This window comes from Methylobacterium sp. D54C (genome assembly GCF_053345595.1).
Window position 1 is genome coordinate 1 of the sequence record NZ_JBKFAK010000024.1, and the last position, 21,806, is coordinate 21,806.

24 protein-coding genes are annotated in these 21,806 nt (G+C 73.3%); 10 read left to right on the forward strand and 14 right to left on the reverse strand.

The window, feature by feature from the left end; genetic code table 11:
- Positions 1-88 precede the first annotated feature (88 nt).
- Positions 89-289, reverse strand: coding sequence for a hypothetical protein (locus tag ACLBYB_RS27330; protein WP_447700653.1), 201 nt, complete (start codon positions 287-289; stop codon positions 89-91).
- Between the two features lie 436 nt (positions 290-725).
- Here ACLBYB_RS27330 and ACLBYB_RS27335 point away from each other — a divergent pair, with 436 nt between their 5' ends.
- Positions 726-953 (forward strand): hypothetical protein, encoded by a 228-nt coding sequence (locus tag ACLBYB_RS27335; RefSeq protein WP_091925947.1) that lies wholly within the window; start codon positions 726-728, stop codon positions 951-953.
- A 27-nt stretch (positions 954-980) separates the two neighbouring features.
- On the opposite strand, the gene ACLBYB_RS27340 is transcribed toward ACLBYB_RS27335, so the two are convergent.
- The 3 genes from ACLBYB_RS27340 to ACLBYB_RS27350 all read right to left on the reverse strand — a co-directional run bounded on the left by ACLBYB_RS27340 (position 981) and on the right by ACLBYB_RS27350 (position 2,850).
- A complete protein-coding gene (locus ACLBYB_RS27340; protein WP_091980280.1) occupies positions 981-1,337 on the reverse strand; it encodes a hypothetical protein in 357 nt (118 codons plus the stop codon).
- Between the two features lie 162 nt (positions 1,338-1,499).
- A complete protein-coding gene (locus ACLBYB_RS27345) occupies positions 1,500-1,748 on the reverse strand; it encodes a hypothetical protein (RefSeq protein ID WP_020095196.1) in 249 nt (82 codons plus the stop codon).
- 79 nt (positions 1,749-1,827) lie between these two features.
- Entirely contained in the window at positions 1,828-2,850 is a 1,023-nt protein-coding gene (locus tag ACLBYB_RS27350) for a hypothetical protein (RefSeq protein WP_447700654.1), read from the reverse strand.
- A 199-nt stretch (positions 2,851-3,049) separates the two neighbouring features.
- Between ACLBYB_RS27350 and ACLBYB_RS27355 the strand changes: the two genes are divergently transcribed.
- The 4 genes from ACLBYB_RS27355 to ACLBYB_RS27370 all read left to right on the forward strand — a co-directional run bounded on the left by ACLBYB_RS27355 (position 3,050) and on the right by ACLBYB_RS27370 (position 6,507).
- Positions 3,050-5,065, forward strand: a complete 2,016-nt coding sequence (locus ACLBYB_RS27355; RefSeq protein WP_447700655.1) for a hypothetical protein — start codon at positions 3,050-3,052, stop codon at positions 5,063-5,065.
- A 97-nt stretch (positions 5,066-5,162) separates the two neighbouring features.
- Positions 5,163-5,432 carry a hypothetical protein gene (locus ACLBYB_RS27360; RefSeq protein WP_447700656.1) on the forward strand — a complete coding sequence of 90 codons (270 nt, stop codon included), beginning with the start codon at positions 5,163-5,165 and terminating at the stop codon, positions 5,430-5,432.
- An 84-nt stretch (positions 5,433-5,516) separates the two neighbouring features.
- Positions 5,517-5,717 carry a hypothetical protein gene (locus ACLBYB_RS27365; protein WP_020095200.1) on the forward strand — a complete coding sequence of 67 codons (201 nt, stop codon included), beginning with the start codon at positions 5,517-5,519 and terminating at the stop codon, positions 5,715-5,717.
- A 76-nt stretch (positions 5,718-5,793) separates the two neighbouring features.
- Positions 5,794-6,507 (forward strand): YidB family protein, encoded by a 714-nt coding sequence (locus ACLBYB_RS27370; RefSeq protein WP_447700657.1) that lies wholly within the window; start codon positions 5,794-5,796, stop codon positions 6,505-6,507.
- 7 nt (positions 6,508-6,514) lie between these two features.
- Here the strand turns inward: ACLBYB_RS27370 and ACLBYB_RS27375 are convergent, their stop codons facing one another.
- From ACLBYB_RS27375 to fabD, 6 genes are all read right to left on the reverse strand, one after another.
- The gene (locus tag ACLBYB_RS27375; RefSeq protein WP_447700658.1) at positions 6,515-6,856 is read right to left on the reverse strand and encodes a DUF6883 domain-containing protein; all 342 of its coding nucleotides are present in this window, start codon (positions 6,854-6,856) and stop codon (positions 6,515-6,517) included.
- Complete coding sequence (locus ACLBYB_RS27380) at positions 6,853-7,104, reverse strand: DUF4926 domain-containing protein (RefSeq protein WP_447700659.1); 252 nt, start codon at positions 7,102-7,104, stop codon at positions 6,853-6,855. The genes ACLBYB_RS27375 and ACLBYB_RS27380 overlap by 4 nt, the downstream gene beginning before the upstream one ends.
- Positions 7,105-7,450: 346 nt before the next feature.
- The gene (fabF, locus tag ACLBYB_RS27385) at positions 7,451-8,713 is read right to left on the reverse strand and encodes a beta-ketoacyl-ACP synthase II (protein ID WP_447700660.1); all 1,263 of its coding nucleotides are present in this window, start codon (positions 8,711-8,713) and stop codon (positions 7,451-7,453) included.
- 183 nt (positions 8,714-8,896) lie between these two features.
- Positions 8,897-9,136: an acyl carrier protein gene (locus ACLBYB_RS27390; RefSeq protein WP_007559070.1), complete on the reverse strand. Its 240-nt coding sequence runs from the start codon at positions 9,134-9,136 to the stop codon at positions 8,897-8,899.
- A gap of 332 nt (positions 9,137-9,468) precedes the next feature.
- On the reverse strand, positions 9,469-10,206 hold the full coding sequence (fabG, locus tag ACLBYB_RS27395) for a 3-oxoacyl-[acyl-carrier-protein] reductase (RefSeq protein ID WP_447696861.1): 738 nt from the start codon (positions 10,204-10,206) through the stop codon (positions 9,469-9,471).
- A gap of 30 nt (positions 10,207-10,236) precedes the next feature.
- Positions 10,237-11,181 carry an ACP S-malonyltransferase gene (gene fabD / locus ACLBYB_RS27400; RefSeq protein ID WP_091682547.1) on the reverse strand — a complete coding sequence of 315 codons (945 nt, stop codon included), beginning with the start codon at positions 11,179-11,181 and terminating at the stop codon, positions 10,237-10,239.
- Between the two features lie 329 nt (positions 11,182-11,510).
- On the opposite strand from fabD, the gene rpoZ reads away from it, so the two are divergent.
- From rpoZ to ACLBYB_RS27415, 3 genes are all read left to right on the forward strand, one after another.
- Positions 11,511-11,921, forward strand: coding sequence for a DNA-directed RNA polymerase subunit omega (gene rpoZ / locus ACLBYB_RS27405; RefSeq protein ID WP_010685409.1), 411 nt, complete (start codon positions 11,511-11,513; stop codon positions 11,919-11,921).
- 205 nt (positions 11,922-12,126) lie between these two features.
- On the forward strand, positions 12,127-14,400 hold the full coding sequence (locus ACLBYB_RS27410; RefSeq protein ID WP_091682570.1) for a RelA/SpoT family protein: 2,274 nt from the start codon (positions 12,127-12,129) through the stop codon (positions 14,398-14,400).
- Positions 14,401-14,761: 361 nt separating this feature from the next.
- Positions 14,762-15,403, forward strand: coding sequence for a LabA-like NYN domain-containing protein (locus ACLBYB_RS27415; RefSeq protein ID WP_447700661.1), 642 nt, complete (start codon positions 14,762-14,764; stop codon positions 15,401-15,403).
- A gap of 4 nt (positions 15,404-15,407) precedes the next feature.
- On the opposite strand, the gene ACLBYB_RS27420 is transcribed toward ACLBYB_RS27415, so the two are convergent.
- The 3 genes from ACLBYB_RS27420 to dapA all read right to left on the reverse strand — a co-directional run bounded on the left by ACLBYB_RS27420 (position 15,408) and on the right by dapA (position 17,586).
- Positions 15,408-15,977, reverse strand: a complete 570-nt coding sequence (locus ACLBYB_RS27420; protein WP_091925962.1) for a peroxiredoxin — start codon at positions 15,975-15,977, stop codon at positions 15,408-15,410.
- A 220-nt stretch (positions 15,978-16,197) separates the two neighbouring features.
- Positions 16,198-16,671 (reverse strand): SsrA-binding protein SmpB, encoded by a 474-nt coding sequence (gene smpB, locus ACLBYB_RS27425; RefSeq protein WP_020095208.1) that lies wholly within the window; start codon positions 16,669-16,671, stop codon positions 16,198-16,200.
- 15 nt (positions 16,672-16,686) lie between these two features.
- The gene (dapA, locus tag ACLBYB_RS27430; protein WP_447700662.1) at positions 16,687-17,586 is read right to left on the reverse strand and encodes a 4-hydroxy-tetrahydrodipicolinate synthase; all 900 of its coding nucleotides are present in this window, start codon (positions 17,584-17,586) and stop codon (positions 16,687-16,689) included.
- A 200-nt stretch (positions 17,587-17,786) separates the two neighbouring features.
- Between dapA and ACLBYB_RS27435 the strand changes: the two genes are divergently transcribed.
- Positions 17,787-20,156 (forward strand): transglycosylase SLT domain-containing protein, encoded by a 2,370-nt coding sequence (locus ACLBYB_RS27435; protein WP_447700663.1) that lies wholly within the window; start codon positions 17,787-17,789, stop codon positions 20,154-20,156.
- A 197-nt stretch (positions 20,157-20,353) separates the two neighbouring features.
- A complete protein-coding gene (locus ACLBYB_RS27440) occupies positions 20,354-21,340 on the forward strand; it encodes a catalase family peroxidase (protein ID WP_056523911.1) in 987 nt (328 codons plus the stop codon).
- Positions 21,341-21,399: 59 nt separating this feature from the next.
- On the opposite strand, the gene ACLBYB_RS27445 is transcribed toward ACLBYB_RS27440, so the two are convergent.
- Positions 21,400-21,654 (reverse strand): hypothetical protein, encoded by a 255-nt coding sequence (locus ACLBYB_RS27445; RefSeq protein ID WP_447700664.1) that lies wholly within the window; start codon positions 21,652-21,654, stop codon positions 21,400-21,402.
- Positions 21,655-21,806 lie beyond the last annotated feature (152 nt).

Sequence of the window (21,806 nt, forward strand, 5' to 3'; positions counted from 1 at the left end):
GGCCCTCCGCGGATCGTCCGTCCGCTCAAGAGCCTGATCTTCGTTCCTGATCATCTCGACCTCCTCGCTCTTCGAGGGGGTCAGGTCCTCATGGCGTCAGGGGGTCAGTTTGCCGTGTCGCCCGACAGGGCGTGGTGGTCAGATCGTGGATCGCGCGGATCTGCTGGGCGGGCCGGGCCTGATCGCGATAGAGCGGCGGCGTCAGGTGCAGGCGGTCGTCGGCGGCGGCGAGGCCCGTGAAGGCCGCCGAGGTGAGCGCGGCCGACGCGAGGATGAGGATCGTGCGCATGGTGCGTCTCCGGTTCGATCGCGGTGTCGACCGCGGGATGCGATCGACCAGCGCATGAGACCACGGATTTGTGCGTCGCGGCATGCATTTATCGCATTGCACCATATCGCCATGGCGGCACGGTATTGCAGTGTTTCCTGGGAATTCTCAGCCGTGAATTCAGGCGTCGATCCCGAGCGGCATGCATTCGATGCAAATGAACTAAACTTCCACCGACGCGTTCTCAAATCAAACTTGAGGAGCGGGTGATTTGTTTTTCGCGCGCGCCCCCGGACCGATCGAAACCGCCGGGCGAGCGCGCGCGTTGCTGGCGTCGCGGCCCGTGGCGCGAATCGGAGACCGCGGCGCCAGATCCGCGTCACACAGGCACGCACACAGGCACGGTAGAACGCCCACATCCCGCCGAAGCACCCTGCGAAGCACCACGAGAGCGCCGATGACGCCCTCCGACCTCGACAGACGAGCCGAACTGACCATCTGGCCCAAGGGCACACCGGCCCGCGCCGCGGAGGGGCGGCCGTTCGCGACCCTGCGCGAGGCCCTCGCCGTCGCGATCGCGGCGATGGAATCCGGAGAGGCCCAGCCCTGGATCATCACCGAGGCCGGCGACATCCTCTCGCCGCGCTGGATCCAGGCGAATTCCCGAGCGCGGGCGCCGCACTAACCGGCGCCGCGCCGGAGGCGGATCGGATCAGCAGCCGATGCAGATGTCGCGGACCACGTGCTGGTGACGCTGGCCGGTGCGCTGGTTCGGGAGCTGCCCGTCGATCGACGAGAGCCCGCTGCCCAGGCCCCGGAACCGGCGCTCGACCGCCGGAACGGAGGCCGCCCTGACCGGAGCGGGCGGCTCCGCGGCCGCGGCGGGGGTCGGTGCCGCCGTCGGAGCGGGCGCGGGCGCCCCGTTGGCCATGCCGGGATCGGGCAGGGTCAGGGCCATGCCCGGCACCGGCGGGACCTGCGCGAACTCGCCCGCGCGCCCCGGCAGGGGCGCGACGACCAGAAGCGCGACGGCCGGGATCGCGACGACGCGCCGGTTCAGCGGATGCATCACACTCTCCTGCCTCGGGAGCCGGCACGCCACGGACCCCGTGCCTCTGGGCCATCGCCGGATCGGCGCCCGCTCCGATGACGGAACGGGGCCGGCCCCGGTTGTGCGCGGCGGAGCAGGGCGCCGCCACTCATCCATTCGGCGGAGCGTGCGCCGGGCGGCTCAGTAGGCCCGACCGTAGAAGGGCTGCGAGACCGGGCGATAGCGGTCGCTCACCGGCCACGTATAGGGCTGCTCCTTGCCGGTGCGCAGGTCCGAGCGGAATTTCGGCTCGTTGAAGCCGATCCCGTGCAGGCCGGCCGTGCCCTTGGCGCCGTGGGCCTTCGGCCCGGCATCGCGCGCCAGGGCAGCGCCCGAGACGCCGATCACGAGAGCGGCCGCGAGCGAGACGCGGCCCAGCATGACGTTCATCTCTGTCTCCTGTCCCGGCCGAGGTGCCGGCACAGAAGGAACGGCAGCGGTTCGGCGCGGTTCCGGCCCCTGAGGCCGCTCAGAACTCCTGGCCGAGGCAGGCTTCGGCGAAGGGCCCGCCGCAGGTGTCGCCGGTCCGGACCGTCGCGGCCGCAGCGCCGCCGATCCCGGCACCGCCGATCGCCCCGCCGCCGGTCGGCAGGGTGCGGGCCGCCTGGGCGGGATCGTCCGCGGGCAGCCCGGGCGTCCCGGCGATCCCGGCGCCGCCCGTGCCGGCGCCGCCCGTCCCGGAAACCGTCGCGGCCGTGGCCCCGCTCGCGGCCGTTCCGGTCCCGAGCCCGAACAGTCCGAACAGCCCGAACAGACCGCCGGGGGACAGGGTGGCGCCCGTCGCGCCGATGCCCGACGCGGCCACGCCGCTGCCGAGACCGGCCGACGCGACGCCGGACGAGCCGGTCGCGAGCGAGGAGCCGAGGCTTCCGGCAGCGTTGAGGCGCGTGCCGACACCTACTCCAACGCCTGCGCCGGCACCTGCGCCGACACCTGCGCCGACACCTGCGCCGAGGCCGGCTCCCGAGAGCCCGGTGCCCAGGCCGGGGGACAGGCCCGACCCACCCCCGAGACCGCCCGTTCCGAGGGTCGGTGTCAGGAGGCTCCCCGCGGTCGAGCCCAGGCCCGTGCGGGACGCGCCGCTGAGGCCGCTGCGGGCACCGGTGGCGCCGATCGTCCCGCCGGTCCCGAGGGTCGTGCCGGTGACGCCGGCACCGCCGGTCGCGGTGGATCCCAGGCCACCGAGCTGGCCCGCCCCGCCCGAACCGGCGGTCGTGGCGCCGAGCGTCGTCCCGGCCGAGAGGCCGCCCGACGCGCCGATGCGGCCGCCGCCACCGCCGCCGCCCCCGCCGAAGCTCAGCTGGCCGGCATTCACGAGGCCGCCGGTCTGCGCCGAGACGGTCGGGAACGGCCCGGTGGTGGAACTGCCGCCGAGGCTCAGCTGGCCCGGATTGGCGACAGGGGTGATCGGCTCCAGCGATGCCGACAGGCTCTGGGCCCCGGCCGGGACGGCGATCGCCGGCAGGAGGGCGGCGGCGAGGATGGATCGCATGGCACGCTCCTCAGCGGGGACGGGGTCTGGCTCGGAAACCGGAGGGCGTCCGGCCGGTTCCGGCGGCGCGGGGACGCGGCGCGGCGCTGACCCGTGGGAGAAAGGAGGCCGCCGGCCTTCATGCTGCCGGAAAGACGGTGTGCTCTCGGCACCGGATCCGCCTGCCCCCACGTCCCGACCCGCGCCCGAACCTGCGACCGTGCCGTTGCCCGAAACTCTCGCCCAAGGCCTGCGCGGCGCCGGCTGGCTCGCCGGCCTTCCGGCCCTCGCGCTGATCTGGGCGAGCGCGACCCTCTACGCCGCCCCGCGGATCGCCGACGGCCTCGCGGCGGAGGGCGCGGCGATCGCCGCCGGCACGGCCACCGCCACCGGCGAGCCGTGGCTGCGCCTGGAGGCCGTCGGGCGCGACCTCGTGGCCGCCGGCGAGGCGCCGGACGTCGCCGAGCGCGCCACCGTGCTGTCCCGCCTCGCGGCCCTCGACGGCCCGCGCCGCATCGTCTCCGAACTCGGCATCGTGGAGACCGCCGCGCCCTTCCAGTGGGCGGCGATCCGCACGGGTCAGAACCGGATCGCCCTCGAAGGCAGCCGCCCGGTGGAGATCGGCCGGCGGGCCCTGGAGGCGCGGATCGCCAGCGCCCTCGATCCCGGCACCGGCCTCGACGACACCGCCCGGGCCGCCCGGGGCGCGCCGCCGGATTTCGCCGGCGCGGCCGCGTTCCTGGCGGCCCGGCTCTCCGGTCTCGCCAAGGGCGGGCGGGCGGCGCTCAGCGACACCGTGCTCAGCCTGTCGGGCGAGGCCCTCGACGTGCCGGCCTACGAGGCCCTGCGGGCCGCCCTGTCGGACCCGCCGGAGGGGTTCAGCGTCGGGCGGGTCGAGATCCTGCCCCCGAAGGTGGCCGCGTACCGGTTCGCCGTGGAGAAATCGGGCCGGGGCATCGTCCTCGACGGCTTCGCCCCCTCGGCGGCCGACCGCGAGGCCGCCCTGCGCGCCGCCACCGAGGCCGCCGCGGGCGGTACCGTGGAGGACCGGCTCCTGGCCGCCCGGGGGCTCGACCCGGCGATCGACCCGAAGAGCCTCATCGCCTTCGCGTTCAAGCTCGCCGAGCTGATCCAGTCCGGGCAGGTCGTGTTCCGGGACGGGGCGGTCTCGGTGACCGGCGACGCCATCGACGGGCAGGCGCTCCCCGACGCCGAGGCGCTGATGCGCGAGGGCCGGCCCGCCGGCGTGGCGGCCGGGCGGGTGGCGCTCACGGCGCGGCCGCTCTCGCCCTACCGGGTGGCGATCCGCCGGACCGCCGACGCCGTGACCCTCACCGGCCACCTGCCGGACGCCGCGACCCGGGAGCGGGTACTGGCCGCCCTGCGCCCGCGCCTGTTCCGGGAGCCGGTCATCGACCGCACCCGCCTCGCCGACGGCGCCCCGCCGGATCTCGGGGACGCGCTGGCCGCCGCCGCCCCGCTGGTGACGAACCTCGCGGACGGGACCGTCGCGGTCTCGGACCGCGCCGTGACGCTCACCGGCGAGAGCCTCTACCGGGAGGGCGCCGCGCGCACCCCCGACCGGCTCGCCGAGGCGCTGCCCCCGGGCTGGACCGGTCAGGCCAGCGTCACGGCCCGGGACGCGGCGGAGCGGCGCGACCCCGCCACCTGCCGCGCCGACTTCACCGCCGCCCTGGCGGGGGCGGACCTGCACTTCCCCGCGGGCGGCGCCGTGCTGACGCCCGCCTTCTACCCGACCCTCGACGCGCTGGCCGCCCTGGCGAAGACCTGCCCGTCGCTGCGCGTCGCGGTCTCCGGCCCCGCCGACCCGGCGAAGCCGCCCGCGACCCCGGCCGCCGGACCGGCACCGGGGGAGGGCGCGACCGCCGAGCCGACCCGGGTCGCCGACGCCGCCAAGCCGGCCACCCCCGCGCCGCCGGCCCCGGCGCCCAAGGAAGCCGCGACGCACGCGGCCAAAATCGCGGCCAAGGACGCGGCCAAGGACGCGACGAAGGATCGGAGCAAGGCGGGCGCGGCCAGGAAGGAGCCGGCCGGGCCCGGCAAGGCGGCGGCGAAGAAGCCCGCCGAGGCCCCCGATGAGCCGCCGGTCGACCTGCCGCGCCTGCGCGCCCAGGCGGTGGTGGAGTACCTCCTCCAGGCCGGAGCCCGGCCGGAGCAGGTCACGGCCGGGCCGGACGGGCCGGCCGGCCCCGTCGTCTTCGCGCTGCTGCCGTGAGGGAGATCCGCTCCGCCGCGCGTCCGCCAGCCGGGCCGCGCCCATCCGCGCGCCCGGCCGCGCGCCACCATCGCGCCCGCAGGGAGGCCGAACGGCCGTGACGCTGCTGCTCGCCGGATTCTGGCCCGGGCTCGCCGGGGCGGCCGCGCTCGGCCTCGTGGTCGGCGCGCTGGTCGGCTGGCCGGACCGCCTCGCCGCCTCGCTGGGGCTCTGCGTGGTCGCGGGGTTCGTGGCCGCGGCGGCGATCGCCGGGTTCGTGCCCGGGCTGCCCGGCCTGTGGCTCGACGGCGCGGCCCTGATGCTGCCGGTCTACTGCGCGGCCTGCCTGCTCGGGGCGCTGGGACGCCGCCTCGCCGGCCGGACCTGACGGCGCGGGAACCTCTCCGCCCCCCGACGGCGTTTTTCCGGCAGAAAGGGCCCCAGGGCCCGCCCCGAACCCGGAGAGGCCGCGATGCCCAGGACCGTCGACCGTCCCCATCCCGCGCGACGCCGCGCCGTTCGCCTGCCGCGCCCCCGCGCCGGCGCCGCCGCCACCGGCCTGTTCCTGGCCGGACTGATCCTCTCGGCCGCGACGGTGCCGCTGGTCGAGCCCGCCGACGCCACGACCGGTGGCGGCACCGCGCAGGCGGCGCTCGCGACACCGGCCCGCTGAGCGAGGCAACCCCCGCCCGCCCCGGAATGTTGTTCGCCCGGGCCCGTCCGGCCCGGGCCTACGGGGGGAGACGCGCATGGGACTGCTCGAATCGGCGATCGGCGGCGTGCTCGGTCAGGTGTTCGGCGGGCAGAAGCAGGGGGCCGGGGGCATGTCGCCCCTGGTCAAGGCACTCCTGATGCTCCTGCTGGCCAAGGGCGCCAGCGGCGGCTTCGGCGACATCTTCGGCCGCGGGCGCCAGGGCGAGCCCGGCCCCGAGGCCGACCGCTCCGGCGGCGCCGGACCCTACGGGCGCGATCCCGGCCAGCACCCCGCCGATGCCGGCGGGCGCCGTCCTCCGGAAGAGGGCGGCGATATCGGCGGCTGGGACCAGTACGGCGGCCGCCGCGACGGCGGCCCGGGCGGCCCGTCGGACCCGTCCCTGCCGCCCGGCGACTTCTCGGACCTTTCCGGCATGCTCGACGGCCCCGGCGACGCCCCGCCGCCGAGCCGCGCCGCCCCGGACGGGCAGGGGGATCTCGGCGGCCTCGACGGGCTGGTCGACCGCTTCCGCCAGGGCGGCCTCGGCGACGTGATGGAATCCTGGATCGGCCACGGCACCAACCGCCCGGTGGCCCCGGACCAGCTCGCCCGGGCGCTCGGCCCCGACACGGTGGACACCCTCCAGCAGCAGACCGGGATGGACCGCGAGACGCTGCTGTCGCAGCTCGCCCAGGCGCTGCCGGAGGTGGTGCACGCGCTCACCCCGCAGGGGCGGGTGCCGGGGGAGGCCGAGCGGCGGGGGTGGTAGCGCGCCTTCAGGGCTTCCACGGATAGGCCGTGAGGAAGCGCAGTTGCACGGGCGCGGTCTCCTCCCACACGCCGCGTAGCGACATGGAGCGGCCGTCCGGCGCTCTCACGGGTCCTTCGAAGATCAGGCGCGGTTGCCCGATCGGGGGCAGTATCCGGCGCCCGGGCCAGTGGGCGACGGCGTGGCTCACCAGATCGTCGGCCAGCCGCTCGGGTGCATTGACCGTGTAGCCGAACGCGAGAAGATATTTTGTCTTGGAGGCGCCGTCCGTGTGTGCGGGATTGAGCAGATAGCCGACGATCTTGGACCGCTCGACGGTCCAGGCAACGGCCGCGACGTCAGTCGTCACATCGGCGCGCGTTCGATGCGCTTCAGGTCGCCGGGCCGAACCGTCGCCAGGGCGCCGAGCGGATTGGGAAACTCGACGACGTAGGCCTCCCCGTCGCGATAGACGCTGACGATGGTGCCCTCCGTGCCGGGTGGGAGCGCGTCGCCGTCGTCGCTGACCACGGCGACCGTCAGCGCGACGCGATCCAGATCCCGAAGGTCCGATCGCGGGTCGTCGTGGCGGAACTGATAGGCACGAGCCAACACCATGGTGGGAGGATATGTGCCGGCCTCGGGTTTGCAAGCGTTCGTGGATCCGGAAACCGGCGCGCGCTCTGGCTCAGGCGATTGATGGTGCTGTCCGTCGGCGGCCTCGACGGGCTGATCGACCGGTTCCGCCCGGGCGGCCTCGGCGACGTGATCGAGCCCTTGATCGGCCGCGGCACCTACCGCCCGGTGGCCCCGGACCGGCTCGCCCGTGCGCTCGGCCGCGCACGGTGGACAGGATCACGCCGAAGGGGCGGGTGCCGGGGTAGCCGGACACGGGGTCGGGGCGGCGCGCGGTCAAATCCTGCGGAAGACCCGGGCCGCGAAGCGGAGCGAGACGGCGACGCGCCTACGCGACCCGCCGCATCACCAGCGACGCATTCGTCCCGCCGAACCCGAACGAGTTCGACAGCACCACGTCGACCTGCTTCCGCTTCGCCTCGAACGGCACGAGGTCGATCTTGGTCTGGACGGAGGGGTTGTCGAGGTTGAGCGTCGGCGGGATGACGTTGTCGCGCAGGACGAGGATGGAGAAGATCGCCTCGACCGAGCCGGCGGCGCCCAGCAGGTGGCCGACCGAGCTCTTGGTGGACGACATGGTCGCGTTCGCGGCGGCGTCGCCCAGGAGGCGCTCCACGGCCTTCAGCTCCAGCTCGTCGCCCATGGGCGTCGAGGTGCCGTGAGCGTTGATGTAGCCGATCTCGGACGGCGAGATCCCGGCGCGCTTCACCGCGGCGGTCATGCAGCGGAAGGCGCCGTCGCCGTCCGGGGAGGGGGAGGTGATGTGGTAGGCGTCGCCCGAGAGGCCGTAGCCCACCACCTCGGCGTAGATCTTCGCGCCGCGGGCCTTGGCGTGCTCGTATTCCTCCAGCACCACGATGCCGGCACCCTCGCCCATGAGGAAGCCGTCGCGGTCGCGGTCGTAGGGACGCGACGCCTTCTCGGGCGTGTCGTTGAAGCCCGTGGTCAGCGCCCGGCAGGCGGAGAAGCCCGCGATCGACAGGCGGTTCACCGGCGACTCGGCGCCGCCCGCCACCATCACGTCGGCGTCGCCGAGCGCGATCAGGCGGCTCGCGTCGCCGATGGCGTGGGCGCCCGTGGAGCAGGCCGTCACCACGGCGTTGTTCGGTCCCTTGAGGCCGTACGCGATCGAGACCTGGCCGGAGGCGAGGTTGATGATCCGGCCCGGGATGAAGAACGGCGAGATCCGGCGCGGGCCCTTCTCGTGCAGGGTCACGGAGGCGTCGTAGATGCCGCCGATGCCGCCGATGCCGGAGCCGATCAGCACGCCGGTGGCGCACTGGTCCTCGTGGCTCTTAGGAAGCCAGCCGGCATCCTTCAGCGCCTCGTCGGCCGCCGCCATCGCGTAGACGATGAACGGGTCGACCTTGCGCTGCTCCTTCACCTCCATCACGAGGTCGGGGTTGAAGGTGCCGTCGGTGCCGTCGCCGAACGGGACCTGCGCGGCGATCCGGCAGGGCAGGTCGGCGGATTCGAAGCCGCGGATCGGGCCGGCGCCGCTGTCGCCCGCGATCAGCCGGCTCCAGGTGTGCTCCACCCCGCTGCCCAGCGGCGTGACCATCCCCAGACCCGTGACCACCACCCGCCGCATGTGCCCTGTCCCGTCTTGAGGCGCCGCCCCGCCTGTACCGCCGCGGTCGCGCATCGTCCTAACTCGCTCGGAGGCAGAATCGGTCCCTGCGGGACCCGTCACCACGCCGAGCCTTGAAACGCATAACGGCGCGGGGGCTGTTTCGCCTCACCCGCGCCGCGGTAACCCCGGTCCCCGGCGCCTTTAGGCGGCGGAGTTCTTCTCCAGGAACTTCACGGCGTCGCCGACCGTCTGGATCGTCTCGGCAGCGTCGTCCGGGATCTCGACGTTGAATTCCTCCTCGAAGGCCATGACCAGCTCGACGGTGTCGAGGCTGTCGGCACCGAGGTCGTCGATGAAGTTGGCGCTCTCGACCACCTTCTCGGGCTCCACGCCCAGGTGCTCGACGACGATCTTCTTCACGCGCTCAGCGATATCGCTCATCGGTCTTCCGTCCTCGTCCTTCTGGTCTGTCAGTCTTCTCGGGGTGGTGCCGTGGCCGCGTCGCGCCCCTGCGGGCTTGTTGTGACGGGCCGGTGTCCGATCGCGCGTGCTTCTGAGGTGAACCGGCGCGTGAGCCGGGACGCCCCCGCCGGAGGGCCTTGGACTGAAAACCCGCTGAACCGTCAACCCCCTGTACGGCTGCGGGGCGTGGTAGCACAGGGTTCCAGCCCTGGCGAGGGCCCGTTCAGAAAGCCTTCATGGGTGTGGCACTTGCGTGTCGGCGGGGGTGATTCGCGCGCCGTTCCCGCCGGCCGGGAACCGGTATACGCGCTCTAGTACATGGCCATCCCGCCATTCACGTGCAGCGTGTGGCCGGTGACGTAGCCCGCCTCCGCGGAGGCGAGGTAGAGGCAGGCCGCCGCGACCTCCGACCCCTCGCCGAGCCGCCCGGCGGGCACGCGGGCGAGGATGCCCTCGCGCTGCTTCTCGTTGAGGGCGTCGGTCATGGGCGAGCTGATGAAGCCCGGCGCGATGCAGTTGACGGTGATTCCCCGCGAGGCGACCTCGGCGGCGAGCGCCTTGGTCATGCCGACGAGCCCCGCCTTGGCGGCGGCGTAGTTGCCCTGGCCGGGATTGCCGGTGCTGCCGACCACCGAGCCGATGTTGACGATCCGCCCGGAGCGGCGGCGCATCATGCCCTTCACGGCGGCCCGCGACAGGCGGAAGGCGGCGGTGAGGTTGACGGCGATCACCTGCTCCCACTCCTCGTCCTTCATCCGCATGAAGAGGTTGTCGCGGGTGATGCCGGCATTGTTCACGAGGATGTCGAGCGGGCCGATCGCGGCCTCGGCGGCCGGGACGAGGCCCTCGACCGAGTCCCTGTCGGACAGGTCGGCCGCGACGGGGCTGGCGCGCTCGCCGAGCTCGGCGGCGAGCGCCTCCAGGGCCGCGGGCCGCGTGCCCGAGAGCGCCACGGTGGCGCCCTGCGCGTGCAGGGCCCGGGCGATCGCCTGGCCGAGGCCGCCGGTCGCGCCGGTGACGAGGGCCTTGCGGCCGGTTAGATCGAACATGCGGGACTCCGTCGGATCAGAGCGCGCGGGTCAGAGCGCGAAGGCGGCGACGTCGGCGGGGGTGCCGATTGCGGCGGCGCTCGCCTGGGGGGCGACGCGCTTGACGAGGCCGGTCAGCACCTTCCCGGCGCCGAGCTCGTAGAACCGGTCGACGCCGGAGGCCGCCATGGCGGCGACGCTCTCGCGCCAGCGCACGGTGCCGGTGACCTGCTCGACCAGGGCCGCGCGGATCGCCTCCGGATCGGTGACCGGGGCGGCCGCGACGTTGGCGTAGAGGGTGACGCGCGGGGCCGCCAGCGCGACCTCGGCGAGCGCCCGGGCCATGGCCTCGGCGGCCGGGGCCATCAGGCGGCAGTGGAACGGCGCCGAGACGTTGAGCATCACGGCGCGCTTGATCCCGCGGCCGGTGGCGATGCCGACAGCGCGCTCCACGGCCGCGCGGTCGCCAGAGAGCACCACCTGGCCGCCGCCGTTGTCGTTGGCGACGTCGCAGACCGCGCCGTCGCCGGCCTCATCGGCGGCCGCCTCGGCGACGGACCGGGCAGCCTCGAGATCGGTGCCGATCAGCGCCGCCATGGCGCCGGCGCCCGGCGCGACGGCCGCCTGCATGGCCTCGCCGCGCAGGCGCAGCAGCCTGGCGGCGTCCGCGACGGTGAGGCTGCCCGCGGCCGCGAGCGCGGCGTACTCGCCGAGCGAGTGGCCGGCCACGCAGGCGACGTCGCGCCCGAGGTCGAGGCCGCGCTCGGCCTCCAGCACGCGCAGCACCGCGAGGCTCGCCGCCATCAGAGCCGGCTGGGCGTTGGTCGTGAGGGTCAGCGCCTCGACCGGCCCCTCGAACATCAGCCGCGACAGGTTCTCGCCTAGGGCGGCGTCGACCTCGTCGAGCACGGCCCGGGCCTGCGGGAAGGCCTCGGCGAGGTCCCGCGCCATGCCGACCGCCTGGCTGCCCTGGCCCGGAAAGATGAGTGCGCGCATGTTGCGTCCTGGTCGCCGGCGCCGCGCGGCGCGCGAACGCCGCCCGTGTCGGCCGAAACTCTGGAATGGCGCGCGCACTCGCACCCGCGGCGCTGGGTGTCAACAATGCGCCGCACCATGATGCCGCAGCGACGCGATCCTCCGGCCCCTCGGCGTCTGGCCCCTCGGCGTCCGGCCCGACCGGACCGGCACGCTCGCCGGACGCGCGCCGGGTTCGCGCCGGACGCGCGCCCCGCGCAACCCGCTGTGCTTGTTGCACAACGGCATCCGGTGTAGAGTGGCGCCATACCCGACATCACCCGTCGCTCAAGCCCAAGGAGCCGCCCCGCATGGCGCGCGTCACCGTCGAAGACTGCATCGAGAAGGTCGAGAACCGCTTCGAGCTGGTGCTGCTGGCGAGCCACCGGGCCCGCCTCCTGGCCGCCGGCGCCCCGCTGACCATCGACCGCGACCGCGACAAGAACCCGGTCGTGGCCCTGCGCGAGATCGGCGACGAGACCATCACGGCCGACGACCTCAAGGAGCAGCTGATCCACTCGATGCAGAAGTACGTCGAGGTGGACGAGCCCGAGGCCGAGACCGTGCCGCTGCTGTCGAGCTCGCCGGCCGCCGCCGCGGTGGCGCCGCAATCCTCCAGCGACGACGCGGCGGTCCAGTTCGACCGCATGAGCGAGGAGGACCTGCTGCGCGGCCTCGAGAACCTCGCCCCGCCGGTCGAGACCGACGACGAGGGCGAGTGAGCCTGGACACGTGGGCCTGGATGGGCGCGACCTGACAGAGACCGGACCCGGCGGAGACGCCGGGTTCTCTCGTTCCGTGGCCGGCCCGCCGGCATCCGGCGCGGCCCCGCCGCCGGGGGCTGGCGCCGTCCCGGCGGTTGCGGAACAATCGCGCGTGATCCAGACCCCGCGCACGCCCCCGGACGCGCCGGCCCCGTCCCGGCGGATGATGCGCCAGTACGAGCTCGTCGAGCGGGTCAAGCGCTACAACCCGGCCGCCGACGAGGCGCTGCTCAACCGCGCCTACGTGTACGCCATGCAGGCGCACGGCACGCAGAAGCGCGCCTCGGGCGATCCGTTCTTCGCCCACCCCCTCGAGGTGGCGGCGATCCTCACGGACCTCCACCTCGACGACGCCACCATCGTGGCCGCGGTGCTGCACGACACCGTCGAGGACACCGAGGCGACGCTCGAGGAGATCCGCCGGCTGTTCGGGCCGGAGATCGGCGCCCTGGTCGACGGCCTGACCAAGCTCAAGCGCCTCGACCTCGTCTCCAAGCAGGCCGCGCAGGGCGAGAACTTCCGCAAGCTGCTGCTCGCGGTCGCGGCGGATGTCCGGGTGCTGCTGGTCAAGCTCGCCGACCGCCTGCACAACATGCGGACTCTCCAGCACATGCGCGACGACAAGCGTCGCCGCATCGCGCAGGAGACCCTGGACATCTACGCGCCGCTCGCCGGCCGCATGGGCATGCAGGAGCTGCGCGAGGAGCTGGAGGATCTGGCCTTCCGCAACCTGGAGCCGGAGGTCTACGCCACCATCACCCAGCGCCTGACGCGGCTCTCCGCCAAGTCCGAGACCGTCGTCGAGACCATCGCGCAGGTGCTCACCGAGAAGCTCGGCGCGCAGGGGATCACCGCCGAGGTCAGCGGCCGGCAGAAGCGCCCGTTCTCGATCTGGTCGAAGATGGAGCGCAAGTCCGTCGCCTTCGAGCAGCTCTCCGACATCTTCGGCTTCCGCGTGGTCGTCGACACCGTGCAGGATTGCTACGCGGCGCTCGGCATCGTCCACACCAGCTGGCCGATGGTTCCAGGCCGGTACAAGGACTACGTCTCGACCCCGAAGCAGAACGATTACCGCTCGATCCACACCACGGTGATCGGGCCGAAGAGCCAGCGCGTCGAGCTGCAGATCCGCACCCGCGCCATGGACGACATCGCCGAGTACGGCATCGCCGCGCATGCCCACTACAAGGAGATCGGCACCGAGCTGGTGAAGGACCCGGCCCGCGCCGAGGGCAGCGTGCATCCGCGGCTCGCCGCGGAGAGCGGCGCCTACCAGTGGCTGCGCCGGACCATCGAGCTCCTCGCCGAGGGCGACAGCCCCGAGGAGTTCCTGGAGCACACCAAGCTGGAGCTGTTCCAGGACCAGGTGTTCTGCTTCACCCCGAAGGGCCGGCTGATCGCCCTGCCGCGCGGCGCGACGCCGATCGACTTCGCCTACGCGGTCCACACCGACGTCGGCAACACCGCGGTGGGCGCCAAGATCAACGGCCGGATGGCGCCGCTGCTGCACGAACTCGCCAACGGCGACGAGGTCGAGATCAGCCGCTCCGACGGGGCCTCGCCCCCGGCGGCCTGGGAATCCCTCGTGGTGACCGGCAAGGCCCGCGCGGCGATCCGGCGGGCGACCCGCACCGCCGTGCGGCGGCAATATGCCGGCCTCGGACGGCAGATCCTGGACCGGGCCTTCGAGCGCGCCGCCAAGACCTTCTCGGAGGACAAGCTCCGGGGCGCCCTGCCGCGGCTCGCCCGCGCGACGACCGAGGACGTGTTCGCCGCCGTGGGGCGGGGCGAGATGTTCTCGGGCGACGTCGTCCGCGCCGTCTATCCCGACCATCGCGACGAGCGCCGGCCCTCCGCCGCGCAGGGCGCCGCCAGCGGCGCCGGCCGGCTCGTGCGCTCCTCCGACCAGACCATGCGGCTGACCTTCCCGGGCGCCGAGGGCGGCAAGGAAGGCGGCAAGGAGGGGGAGGACGCGGATCGCAGCGATGCCATCCCGATCCGCGGCCTCGCGGGCGACCTGCCGGTCACCTTCGCGCCGAACGGCGGCGCGGTCCCGGGCGACCGGATCGTCGGCATCCTGACCCCCGGCGTCGGCGTGACGGTCTACCCGATCCAGTCGGCGGCACTCGCGGCCTTCGACAACGAGCCGGAGCGCTGGCTCGACGTCCGCTGGGACACGGAGGCGCTCGGCGGCGAGCGCTTCCCCGCCCGGCTGGCGCTCAAGTCGATCAACGAGCCCGGGGTGTTCGCCCAGATCGCCCAGGTGATCGCCGACCACGACGGCAACATCGACAACATCTCGATGAAGCGGCGAACCCAGGACTTCACCGACATCACCATCGACCTGTCGGTCTGGGATCTCCAGCATCTCAACGCGATCATCGCCGAACTGCGCGGCAAGCGCCCGGTCAACAGCGTCGAGCGCGTGAACGGCTGAGGTCGAGGGGCGGGGCGCGCGGCGCATCTGAGGTTTACAGGATCAACTTACGTAAACCACCGTTTTCACGACGAAGCCCTGTCGTGGTCAATTAATCCGCCCCGAGAGTTCAGTTTTTCACGACCGCACAATCCCGTGCTCTGCTTGACACGGACCCGTTTGAAACGAATGGTCCGGCGGACGGGGCGTCGGTGGCGCGGGTCATCGACCGCGCCGGTCCACCCCGGTTTGCAGAGCGCGGCGGCCGCGATCGCGGCGCACCGTCCCGGCCACGCGCCCCGGCCTTTCGCCCCGGGCGAACCCTGACCGATTGTTCAGACGATTTCCTGTCACCCACGATTTTTCGGGACCTGACCTGTTCATGCCAGTCACCCAGCGCAGCGCCATCTTCATCGACGGCGCCAACCTCTACGCCACCACCAAGGCCCTCGGTTTCGACATCGACTACAAGAAGCTGCTCAAAGAATTTCAGTCGCGGGAGAACCTCCTCCGGGCATTCTACTACACGGCTATGATCGAGGATCAGGAATACTCCTCGATCCGGCCGCTGATCGACTGGCTCGACTACAACGGCTACCGCGTCGTGACCAAGCCCGTGAAGGAGTTCACGGACTCGATGGGGCGCCGGAAGTACAAGGGCAACATGGACATCGAGCTGGCGATCGACGCCCTCGAGCTCAGCCCGCACATCGACCACATGATCCTGTTCTCCGGCGACGGCGATTTCCGTTCCCTCGTCGAGGCGATGCAGCGGCGCGGCGTGAAGGTGACGGTGATCTCCACGATCCAGACCCAGCCGGCGATGATCTCCGACGAGCTGCGGCGGCAGGCCGACGAGTTCGTCGACCTCGCGAGCCTCGCGGGCCGGATCGGGCGCGAGCCCGGCGAGCGCCCAGCGCGGGCCTCCGGCGAGGCGCCGACCCGCTACCGCGGGGAGGGAAGGGCCAATCCGGGCCTGGAGAACCGCTACGGCATCCGCCAGCCGGAGGTCGAGGAGGAGTAGCGCCTCAGGCGCTGCCCCCGTCGAGCCAGTCGAGGACCTGCCGGGCGCTCCGGTCCGGCGGGAAGACCGGGTAGAACAGCTCGCTCACGACGCCGTCGTCGATCACCAGGGTGAGGCGGCGCAGCAGCACCTGGCCGCCGGCCTCGAAGGTGGGCAGGCGCGCCGCCATCGCGAAGGCCCGGTGCGGATCGGCCAGCAGCGGGAAGGGCAGGCGCAGGCGCTCGGCCGCCTCCCGCTGGTAGGCGCTCGTCTGGGTCGAGAGGCCGAAGACCTGGGCGACGCCTCGGGCCGTCAGCGCGGCGTGGTGATCGCGGAAATCGCAGGCCTGCGGCGTGCAGCCCCGGGCGCCGGGGATCGCGTCCCAGTCGGGCGTCAGGCCCGGCTGGCCCGGCTCGCCGGTGCGCGGGTAGGCGTAGGCCACGGTGCGGCCCGGCAGCCGCGCCAGCGAGACCGTGCGGCCGTCCGTGGCGGTGAGCGCCACGTCGGGCAGGCGCATCCCGCGCAGGTGATCGGCCGCGCCGTCGTCGACGGGGACCGGCAGGTCGTCGGGCAGGGTATCGTGGGTGGAGGGCATGGGTCGCTCCGCAGGATCGCAGGCTCGGGACGCCGCACCGGCTAATCCGGGATCTTGTGACATCGCGCGGTCAGCGCAAGGCGAGCGCATCACGGCCTGCACGCGCCCCCTGTCGGAACGATCGTCTTTGCGAGCGGAGCGAAGCAATCCAGCGGCACCACGCCCGCGGACGTCGCGCTGCCCTGGGTCGCTTCGCTGCGCTCGCGATGACGGCCCGGCCTCAGCCCCGGTCGCGCAGCAGCCGCGCCCGGTCGCGCTGCCAGTCGCGCTCCTTGACCGCCTCGCGCTTGTCGTGGGCCTGCTTGCCCTTGCCGAGGCCGAGCTCGACCTTCGCCCGCCCCTTGTCGTTGAAGTAGATCTTCAGCGGCACCACCGTGTAGCCCTGGCGCTGGGTCGCGCCGATCAGCTTGTTGATCTGGCGGCGGTGCAGCAGCAGGCGGCGCGGGCGCTTGGTGTCGTGGTTGAAGCGGTTCGCCTCCAGGTATTCCGGGATGTAGGCGTTGAACAGCATCAGGTCGTTGCCGGAGGGTCCGGCATAGGCCTCGCCGATCGTCGCCTTGCCGCCGCGCAGGGATTTCACCTCGGTGCCGGTCAGCGCGATGCCGGCCTCGAGCGTGTCCTCGATCGTGTAGTGATAGCGCGCGGCGCGGTTGTCGGCGACGATGCGCCGACTGGGCTCCGGTTTCGGGGCCATGATGCGTGACTTCCCTCAGTCGACCAGAAGGCCGGCGTGACGCAGGGCGTCGTCGACGATGCGCTTGGTGGGCTCGGTCACCGGCACCAGCGGCAGGCGCAGCTCGTCGGTCATGTAGCCGAGCCGCGACAGCGCGTACTTCACCGGCGCCGGGTTGGCCTCGGCGAACAGGCCCGTCTGCAGGGGGAACAGCTTGTCCTGAAGGGTCAGCGCCTTGGCGTAGTCGCCGGCGAGCGTCGCCTCCTGCAGGTCGGCGCAGAGGCGCGGGGCGACGTTCGCCACCACCGAGATGCAGCCGTGGCCGCCGTGGGCGTTGTAGCCGAGCGCCGTCGCATCTTCGCCCGAAAGCTGGACGAAGCTCGCGCCCATGGCCTGACGCTGCTGGCTGACGCGGTCGATCTTGGCGGTCGCGTCCTTCACGCCGGCGATGTTCTTCAACTCGAAGAGCCGGGCCATCGTCTCGACACTCATGTCGACGACGGAGCGCGGCGGGATGTTGTAGATGATGATCGGGATGCCGACCGCGTCGTTGACGGCCTTGAAGTGGGCGTAGAGGCCCGCCTGCGTCGGCTTGTTGTAGTACGGCGTCACAACCAAGACGGCGTCGGCGCCCGCGCGCTCGGCGTGCTGCGCCCGCTCGACCGCCTCGGCGGTGGAGTTGGAGCCCGCGCCCGCCACGACCGGCACGCGCCCGCCCGCCTCGTCGATGCAGGCCTCGACCACCCGGTCGTGCTCGGAATGGGTCAGGGTCGGGCTCTCGCCGGTGGTGCCGGTTGGCACGAGGCCGTGGCTGCCCTGCTCGATCTGCCAGCGCACGAACTTCCGGAAGGCGGCCTCGTCGAAGGCCCCGTCGCGGAAGGGCGTCACAAGCGCGGTGAGCGAGCCCCGCAGGCGGCTCCCGGTCATCTCGGTCATCTCAGGCGTCCCAAAGGGTCCCAGCTGGGATTTCGGCGGTCTCGGCGCCGCGCGTGGTCCGCATCGTACGGGCACGGACCGGCAGACATAGGCGGTCGCGTCACGGCGCGCAAACAGATCGTGGGGACGGTTAACGCGATCTTAATGGTCACGGCCCGATCCTCGACCTTTCCCGCTCCGGTGATCAGTAGGGGGGAATCGTGATCCGACCCGCGGCCTCGCATCCGGCCCCGAAGCGCACGTCCCTCACCGCCGCCGCGCTCGTCGCCACCGTCGGCGTGGCGCTCGCCGGCCCGGCCGGCCAAGCCGGCCAAGCCGGCCAAGCCGGCATCGACGCGCCCACGACGCCGCCGGCCACGCAGCCAGCGACACAGCCCGCGCCGCCGGCGAGCGACGCTGCCCTCTCGACCGCCCAGGTCCGGGGCGCGCAGGCCGTGAAGGCGAGCGACCCTGTCGCGGCCGACGCCCTGAAGCTCGACCCGGTCCACGCCTCGAGCGGCGACGACAAGGGCGAGGAGCCCGCCCGGACGCTGCCGGCCGCGGCCTCGGCCTACGCCTCCGCTGACCCCGACGCCCCGGTGGCCTTCCCGCTGCCGGACGCCGCGGTCACCCCGGCGGCCCCGGTGCCCGAGGTGCCGGATCCCGCGCGCCCGAAGGTCTCCGGCGACACCGACCCGACGCTGCTGCGCGGCGCCATCGACCTCTACCGCAAGGGCCGGGTCGCCGACGGCGACCGGATGCGCGACGGCTTCACCGACCCGGCCGCGAAGGCGCTTCTCGAGTGGGTGGCGATCCGCGCGGGCGCCGGGATCGGCTTCAACCGCACCGTGGCCTTCGTCCGGGCCAATCCGGACTGGCCGGCCGGTCCGCTGCTGCGCCGCCGGGCCGAGGAGGCGCTGCTCTCCGAGAAGAAGGCGCCCGCGACGGTCCGGGCCTACTTCGCCACGGCGAAGCCGGTGAGCGCGCCGGGCAAGTTCGCCCTGGCGCTGGCCCTGCGCGCCGACGGCTGCGACGCCGACGCCGCCGAGATGGTCCGCGACCTCTGGCGCACCGAGAGCTTCGGGCGGAGCCTGGAAGCGAAGGTGCTCGACGCCTTCCCGGACGCGCTGACCCGGGTCGACCACCGCTACCGGATGGAGCGGGCGCTCCTGAAGGACGACTGGGAGAGCGCCGGCCGGGCCGCCGGCTACGCGGGCGGCGCCTATGCCAGCCTCGTGCGCGCCCGCCGGGCCGTGGAGGACAAGTCCTCCGGCGCCGCTTCCGCGCTCGCCGCGGTGCCGCCGTCGCTGCGCAGCGACGCGTCCTACATCTTCTCCCGGGCGCAGTATTTCCGCCGGGCCGACAAGCCCGAGGCGGCCGCCGCCGTGCTCGCGACGGCGCCGAGCAACCCGGACGTGCTGGTCGACGGCGACGAGTGGTGGATCGAGCGCCGGATCGTGGCGCGCAAGCTCCTCGACCTCGGCGATGCCAAGACCGCCTACGTGGTGGCGAGCCAGCCGGCGGCGCGCTCGCCCGAGAAGCGCATCGAGGCCGAGTTCCACGCCGGCTGGATCGCGCTCCGCTTCGCCGGCGATCCCGCCGCCGCCGCGCAGCATTTCGCCCGGGTGGCGGCGATCGCCGAGAGCCCGATCTCGGTGGCGCGGGCCGCCTACTGGCAGGGACGGGCGGCCGAGGCGCTCGGCCAGTCGGAGGAGGCGAAGCGCTTCTACGAGCGCGCCGCCCTGCAGCCGATCGCCTATTACGGCCAGGTGGCCCGGGCCCGGCTCGGCCAGACCAGCCTGCCCCTGCGGGCGCCGGCCGACCTCGAGGGCGCGGAGCGCCAGGCCTTCGACGGGCGGCTCTCCATCCGCGCCCTGCGCCTGCTCGGCGAGGCCGGGATCAAGGAGCTGGCCCTGCCGCTCTACATCGACGCCGCCCGGGACCTCTCGGACCCGCGCGAGCTCCAGGCGCTCGGCGACCTCGCCACCGACATGAAGGACGCCCGCGCCCTGGTGGCGATCGGCAAGCTCGCGGTCCAGCGCGGCCTGCCGCTCGACGCCCACGCCTACCCGACGATCGGCATTCCCACCTACGAGACCTTCACGGCGGTCCCGCAGGTCGAGCGGGCCATGGTCTACGCCATCGCCCGCCAGGAGAGCCAGTTCGACCCGCGCGCCCAGTCGGGCGTCGGCGCAAGGGGGCTGATGCAGATGATGCCGGCCACCGCCCAGCGCACCGCCCGCCGGGTCTCGACCGCCTTCGACGTCGACCGCCTGACCAGCGACCCCGCCTACTGCGCGAGGCTCGGCCAGGCCCATCTCGGCGAGCTGATGGAGGATTGGCGCGGCTCCTACGTGCTCGCCTTCGCCTCCTACAACGCGGGCGGCGGCAACGTGAAGAAGTGGATCGACGCCTACGGCGACCCGCGCAAGGGCGACGTCGACGTGATCGACTGGGTGGAGCGCATCCCCTTCACGGAGACGCGCAACTACGTGCAGCGGGTCATGGAGAACCTGCAGGTCTACCGCTCGCGGCTCGACAGCCGCAGCGCCCTGCTGATCGAGGGCGACCTCCACCGCGGCGCGCGGTAGCGGGCTCCGCACCGTCTTTGCGAGCGGAGCGAAGCGGAGACGAAGTTCTCGATCTGCGGCCTGCCGCCGCGACGTAACCCACACCCCAGCTCCGCCGCGGCATAGCTTTTGGTTGTGCCCTCGCTGCCTCGCTCCCTAGAAGATGGGCCGGTCCGCATTGACCGGCTCCCGAGAGCCCGCGCTGCCGAGAGGTTCCCATGCTGCGTTCGAGATCGGGTTTCGCCCTCCTGCTGAGCACCGCGCTCGCGGCCGCCGCCCCGGCCCTGGCCCAGGAGGCCTCCACCGCCGAGCAGACGATCGACGTGATGAACACGCTGTTCGGCAAGCATCCGGGCGCCCGGGCCAACCACGCCAAGGGCGTGGTCGCCGAGGGCAGCTTCACCCCGTCGCCAGAGGCGGCGAAGATCAGCAAGGCCTCCCTGTTCCAGGGGCCGGCGGTGCCGGTGACGATCCGGTTCTCGGACGCCACCGGCGTCCCGACCATCCCGGACGGCGCGGCCGACGCCAACCCGCACGGCCTCGCTCTCAAGTTCAAGCTGAGCGACGGCTCCGAGATGGACGTCGTCACGAACTCGCTGAAGTACTTCCCGGTCGCCACGGGCGAGGAGTTCCGCGACCTCCTGAAGGCCGCCGCCGAGAGCGGCCCGAAGGCCGCGCATCCGACCGCGCTGGAGCGCTTCGCCGCCGCCCACCCGGCCGCCGCCACCGCGGGCGGGACCGCCAGGACCCCGTCGAGCCTCGCCCGGCAGACCTACAACGGCGTCAACGCCTTCATCCTGGTGGACGCGGCCGGCAAGCGGCAGCCGTTCCGGTTCCGCTTCGTGCCGGTGGAGGGCGAGGAGATCCTCCCACCCGAGGAGGCGGCCAAGCGCGACCCGAACTTCCTGATGGCCGAGATCGGCCCGCGGGTCGCCAAGACTCCGGCGAGGTTCCGGATGCTGGCCCAACTCGCCGAGCCGGGTGACCCGACCAACGACGCCACCAAGCCCTGGCCAGACGACCGGAAGACGGTCGATCTCGGCACCGTGACGGTGAGCAAGGTCGTGCCCGACAGCGCCGAGGCCGAGAAGGCGCTGCTGTTCATGCCCAACAACCTGACCGACGGGATCGAGGTCTCGGACGACCCGCTGATCGACGCCCGCGTCCAGGCCTACGCGGTCTCGTTCAGCCGCCGCTCGCAGTAGCGCGGCCCGGCCGGACGGAGTCTCCGACCCGTCGCCTCATCCCGCGGTGCCGGAGCGGATCAGCGGCCCGTCCCGGCCTTCGGGGCGGAGGTCGGCTTCGCGCCGCCCGGCTGCCCCTTGCTCTCGACCGAGCCCGTGCGGGCGCCGTCCCGGGTGGCGCCGGTGCCGCTGAGGCCGCCCGCGCCCATGCTGGTCGTGGGCGCGCCGGCATCCTTGCGTCCCTCGGCCTTGCCCCGGCCCTCGGCGGCACCCGCGGCCCCCGCCGCGCAGGTGAGCAGGGCGGCGAGCAGCATCGTACGGTTCAGGAACCTCATGGGGCCTCCGCGAGTCCTCGTGCGCCCCGGACGGGCTTGCCGGTCCAACCGGGTGTGCCCGGCAGCGTTCCCGCTGACGACCGGCCTGTCACCCGGCGGCGCCGAGCGCGGCGGCGGCGCGGCGGCCCCGCCGCTCGGCGGGATCCTGGAAC

Coding starts and splice junctions, on each gene's coding strand:
- ACLBYB_RS27340 (WP_091980280.1), bottom strand. CDS start 1,337: ATGCATCCGCTGAACCGGCGCGTCGTCGCGATCCCGGCCGTCGCGCTT.
- smpB (WP_020095208.1), bottom strand. CDS start 16,671: ATGGCCCCGAAACCGGAGCCCAGTCGGCGCATCGTCGCCGACAACCGC.
- ACLBYB_RS27335 (WP_091925947.1), top strand. CDS start 726: ATGACGCCCTCCGACCTCGACAGACGAGCCGAACTGACCATCTGGCCC.
- fabG (WP_447696861.1), bottom strand. CDS start 10,206: ATGTTCGATCTAACCGGCCGCAAGGCCCTCGTCACCGGCGCGACCGGC.
- ACLBYB_RS27330 (WP_447700653.1), bottom strand. CDS start 289: ATGCGCACGATCCTCATCCTCGCGTCGGCCGCGCTCACCTCGGCGGCC.
- ACLBYB_RS27365 (WP_020095200.1), top strand. CDS start 5,517: ATGCCCAGGACCGTCGACCGTCCCCATCCCGCGCGACGCCGCGCCGTT.
- ACLBYB_RS27415 (WP_447700661.1), top strand. CDS start 14,762: ATGCCAGTCACCCAGCGCAGCGCCATCTTCATCGACGGCGCCAACCTC.
- ACLBYB_RS27380 (WP_447700659.1), bottom strand. CDS start 7,104: ATGGTGTTGGCTCGTGCCTATCAGTTCCGCCACGACGACCCGCGATCG.
- ACLBYB_RS27350 (WP_447700654.1), bottom strand. CDS start 2,850: ATGCGATCCATCCTCGCCGCCGCCCTCCTGCCGGCGATCGCCGTCCCG.
- ACLBYB_RS27410 (WP_091682570.1), top strand. CDS start 12,127: ATGATGCGCCAGTACGAGCTCGTCGAGCGGGTCAAGCGCTACAACCCG.
- ACLBYB_RS27440 (WP_056523911.1), top strand. CDS start 20,354: ATGCTGCGTTCGAGATCGGGTTTCGCCCTCCTGCTGAGCACCGCGCTC.
- dapA (WP_447700662.1), bottom strand. CDS start 17,586: ATGACCGAGATGACCGGGAGCCGCCTGCGGGGCTCGCTCACCGCGCTT.
- ACLBYB_RS27345 (WP_020095196.1), bottom strand. CDS start 1,748: ATGAACGTCATGCTGGGCCGCGTCTCGCTCGCGGCCGCTCTCGTGATC.
- fabD (WP_091682547.1), bottom strand. CDS start 11,181: ATGCGCGCACTCATCTTTCCGGGCCAGGGCAGCCAGGCGGTCGGCATG.
- ACLBYB_RS27420 (WP_091925962.1), bottom strand. CDS start 15,977: ATGCCCTCCACCCACGATACCCTGCCCGACGACCTGCCGGTCCCCGTC.
- ACLBYB_RS27445 (WP_447700664.1), bottom strand. CDS start 21,654: ATGAGGTTCCTGAACCGTACGATGCTGCTCGCCGCCCTGCTCACCTGC.
- ACLBYB_RS27370 (WP_447700657.1), top strand. CDS start 5,794: ATGGGACTGCTCGAATCGGCGATCGGCGGCGTGCTCGGTCAGGTGTTC.
- rpoZ (WP_010685409.1), top strand. CDS start 11,511: ATGGCGCGCGTCACCGTCGAAGACTGCATCGAGAAGGTCGAGAACCGC.
- ACLBYB_RS27390 (WP_007559070.1), bottom strand. CDS start 9,136: ATGAGCGATATCGCTGAGCGCGTGAAGAAGATCGTCGTCGAGCACCTG.
- fabF (WP_447700660.1), bottom strand. CDS start 8,713: ATGCGGCGGGTGGTGGTCACGGGTCTGGGGATGGTCACGCCGCTGGGC.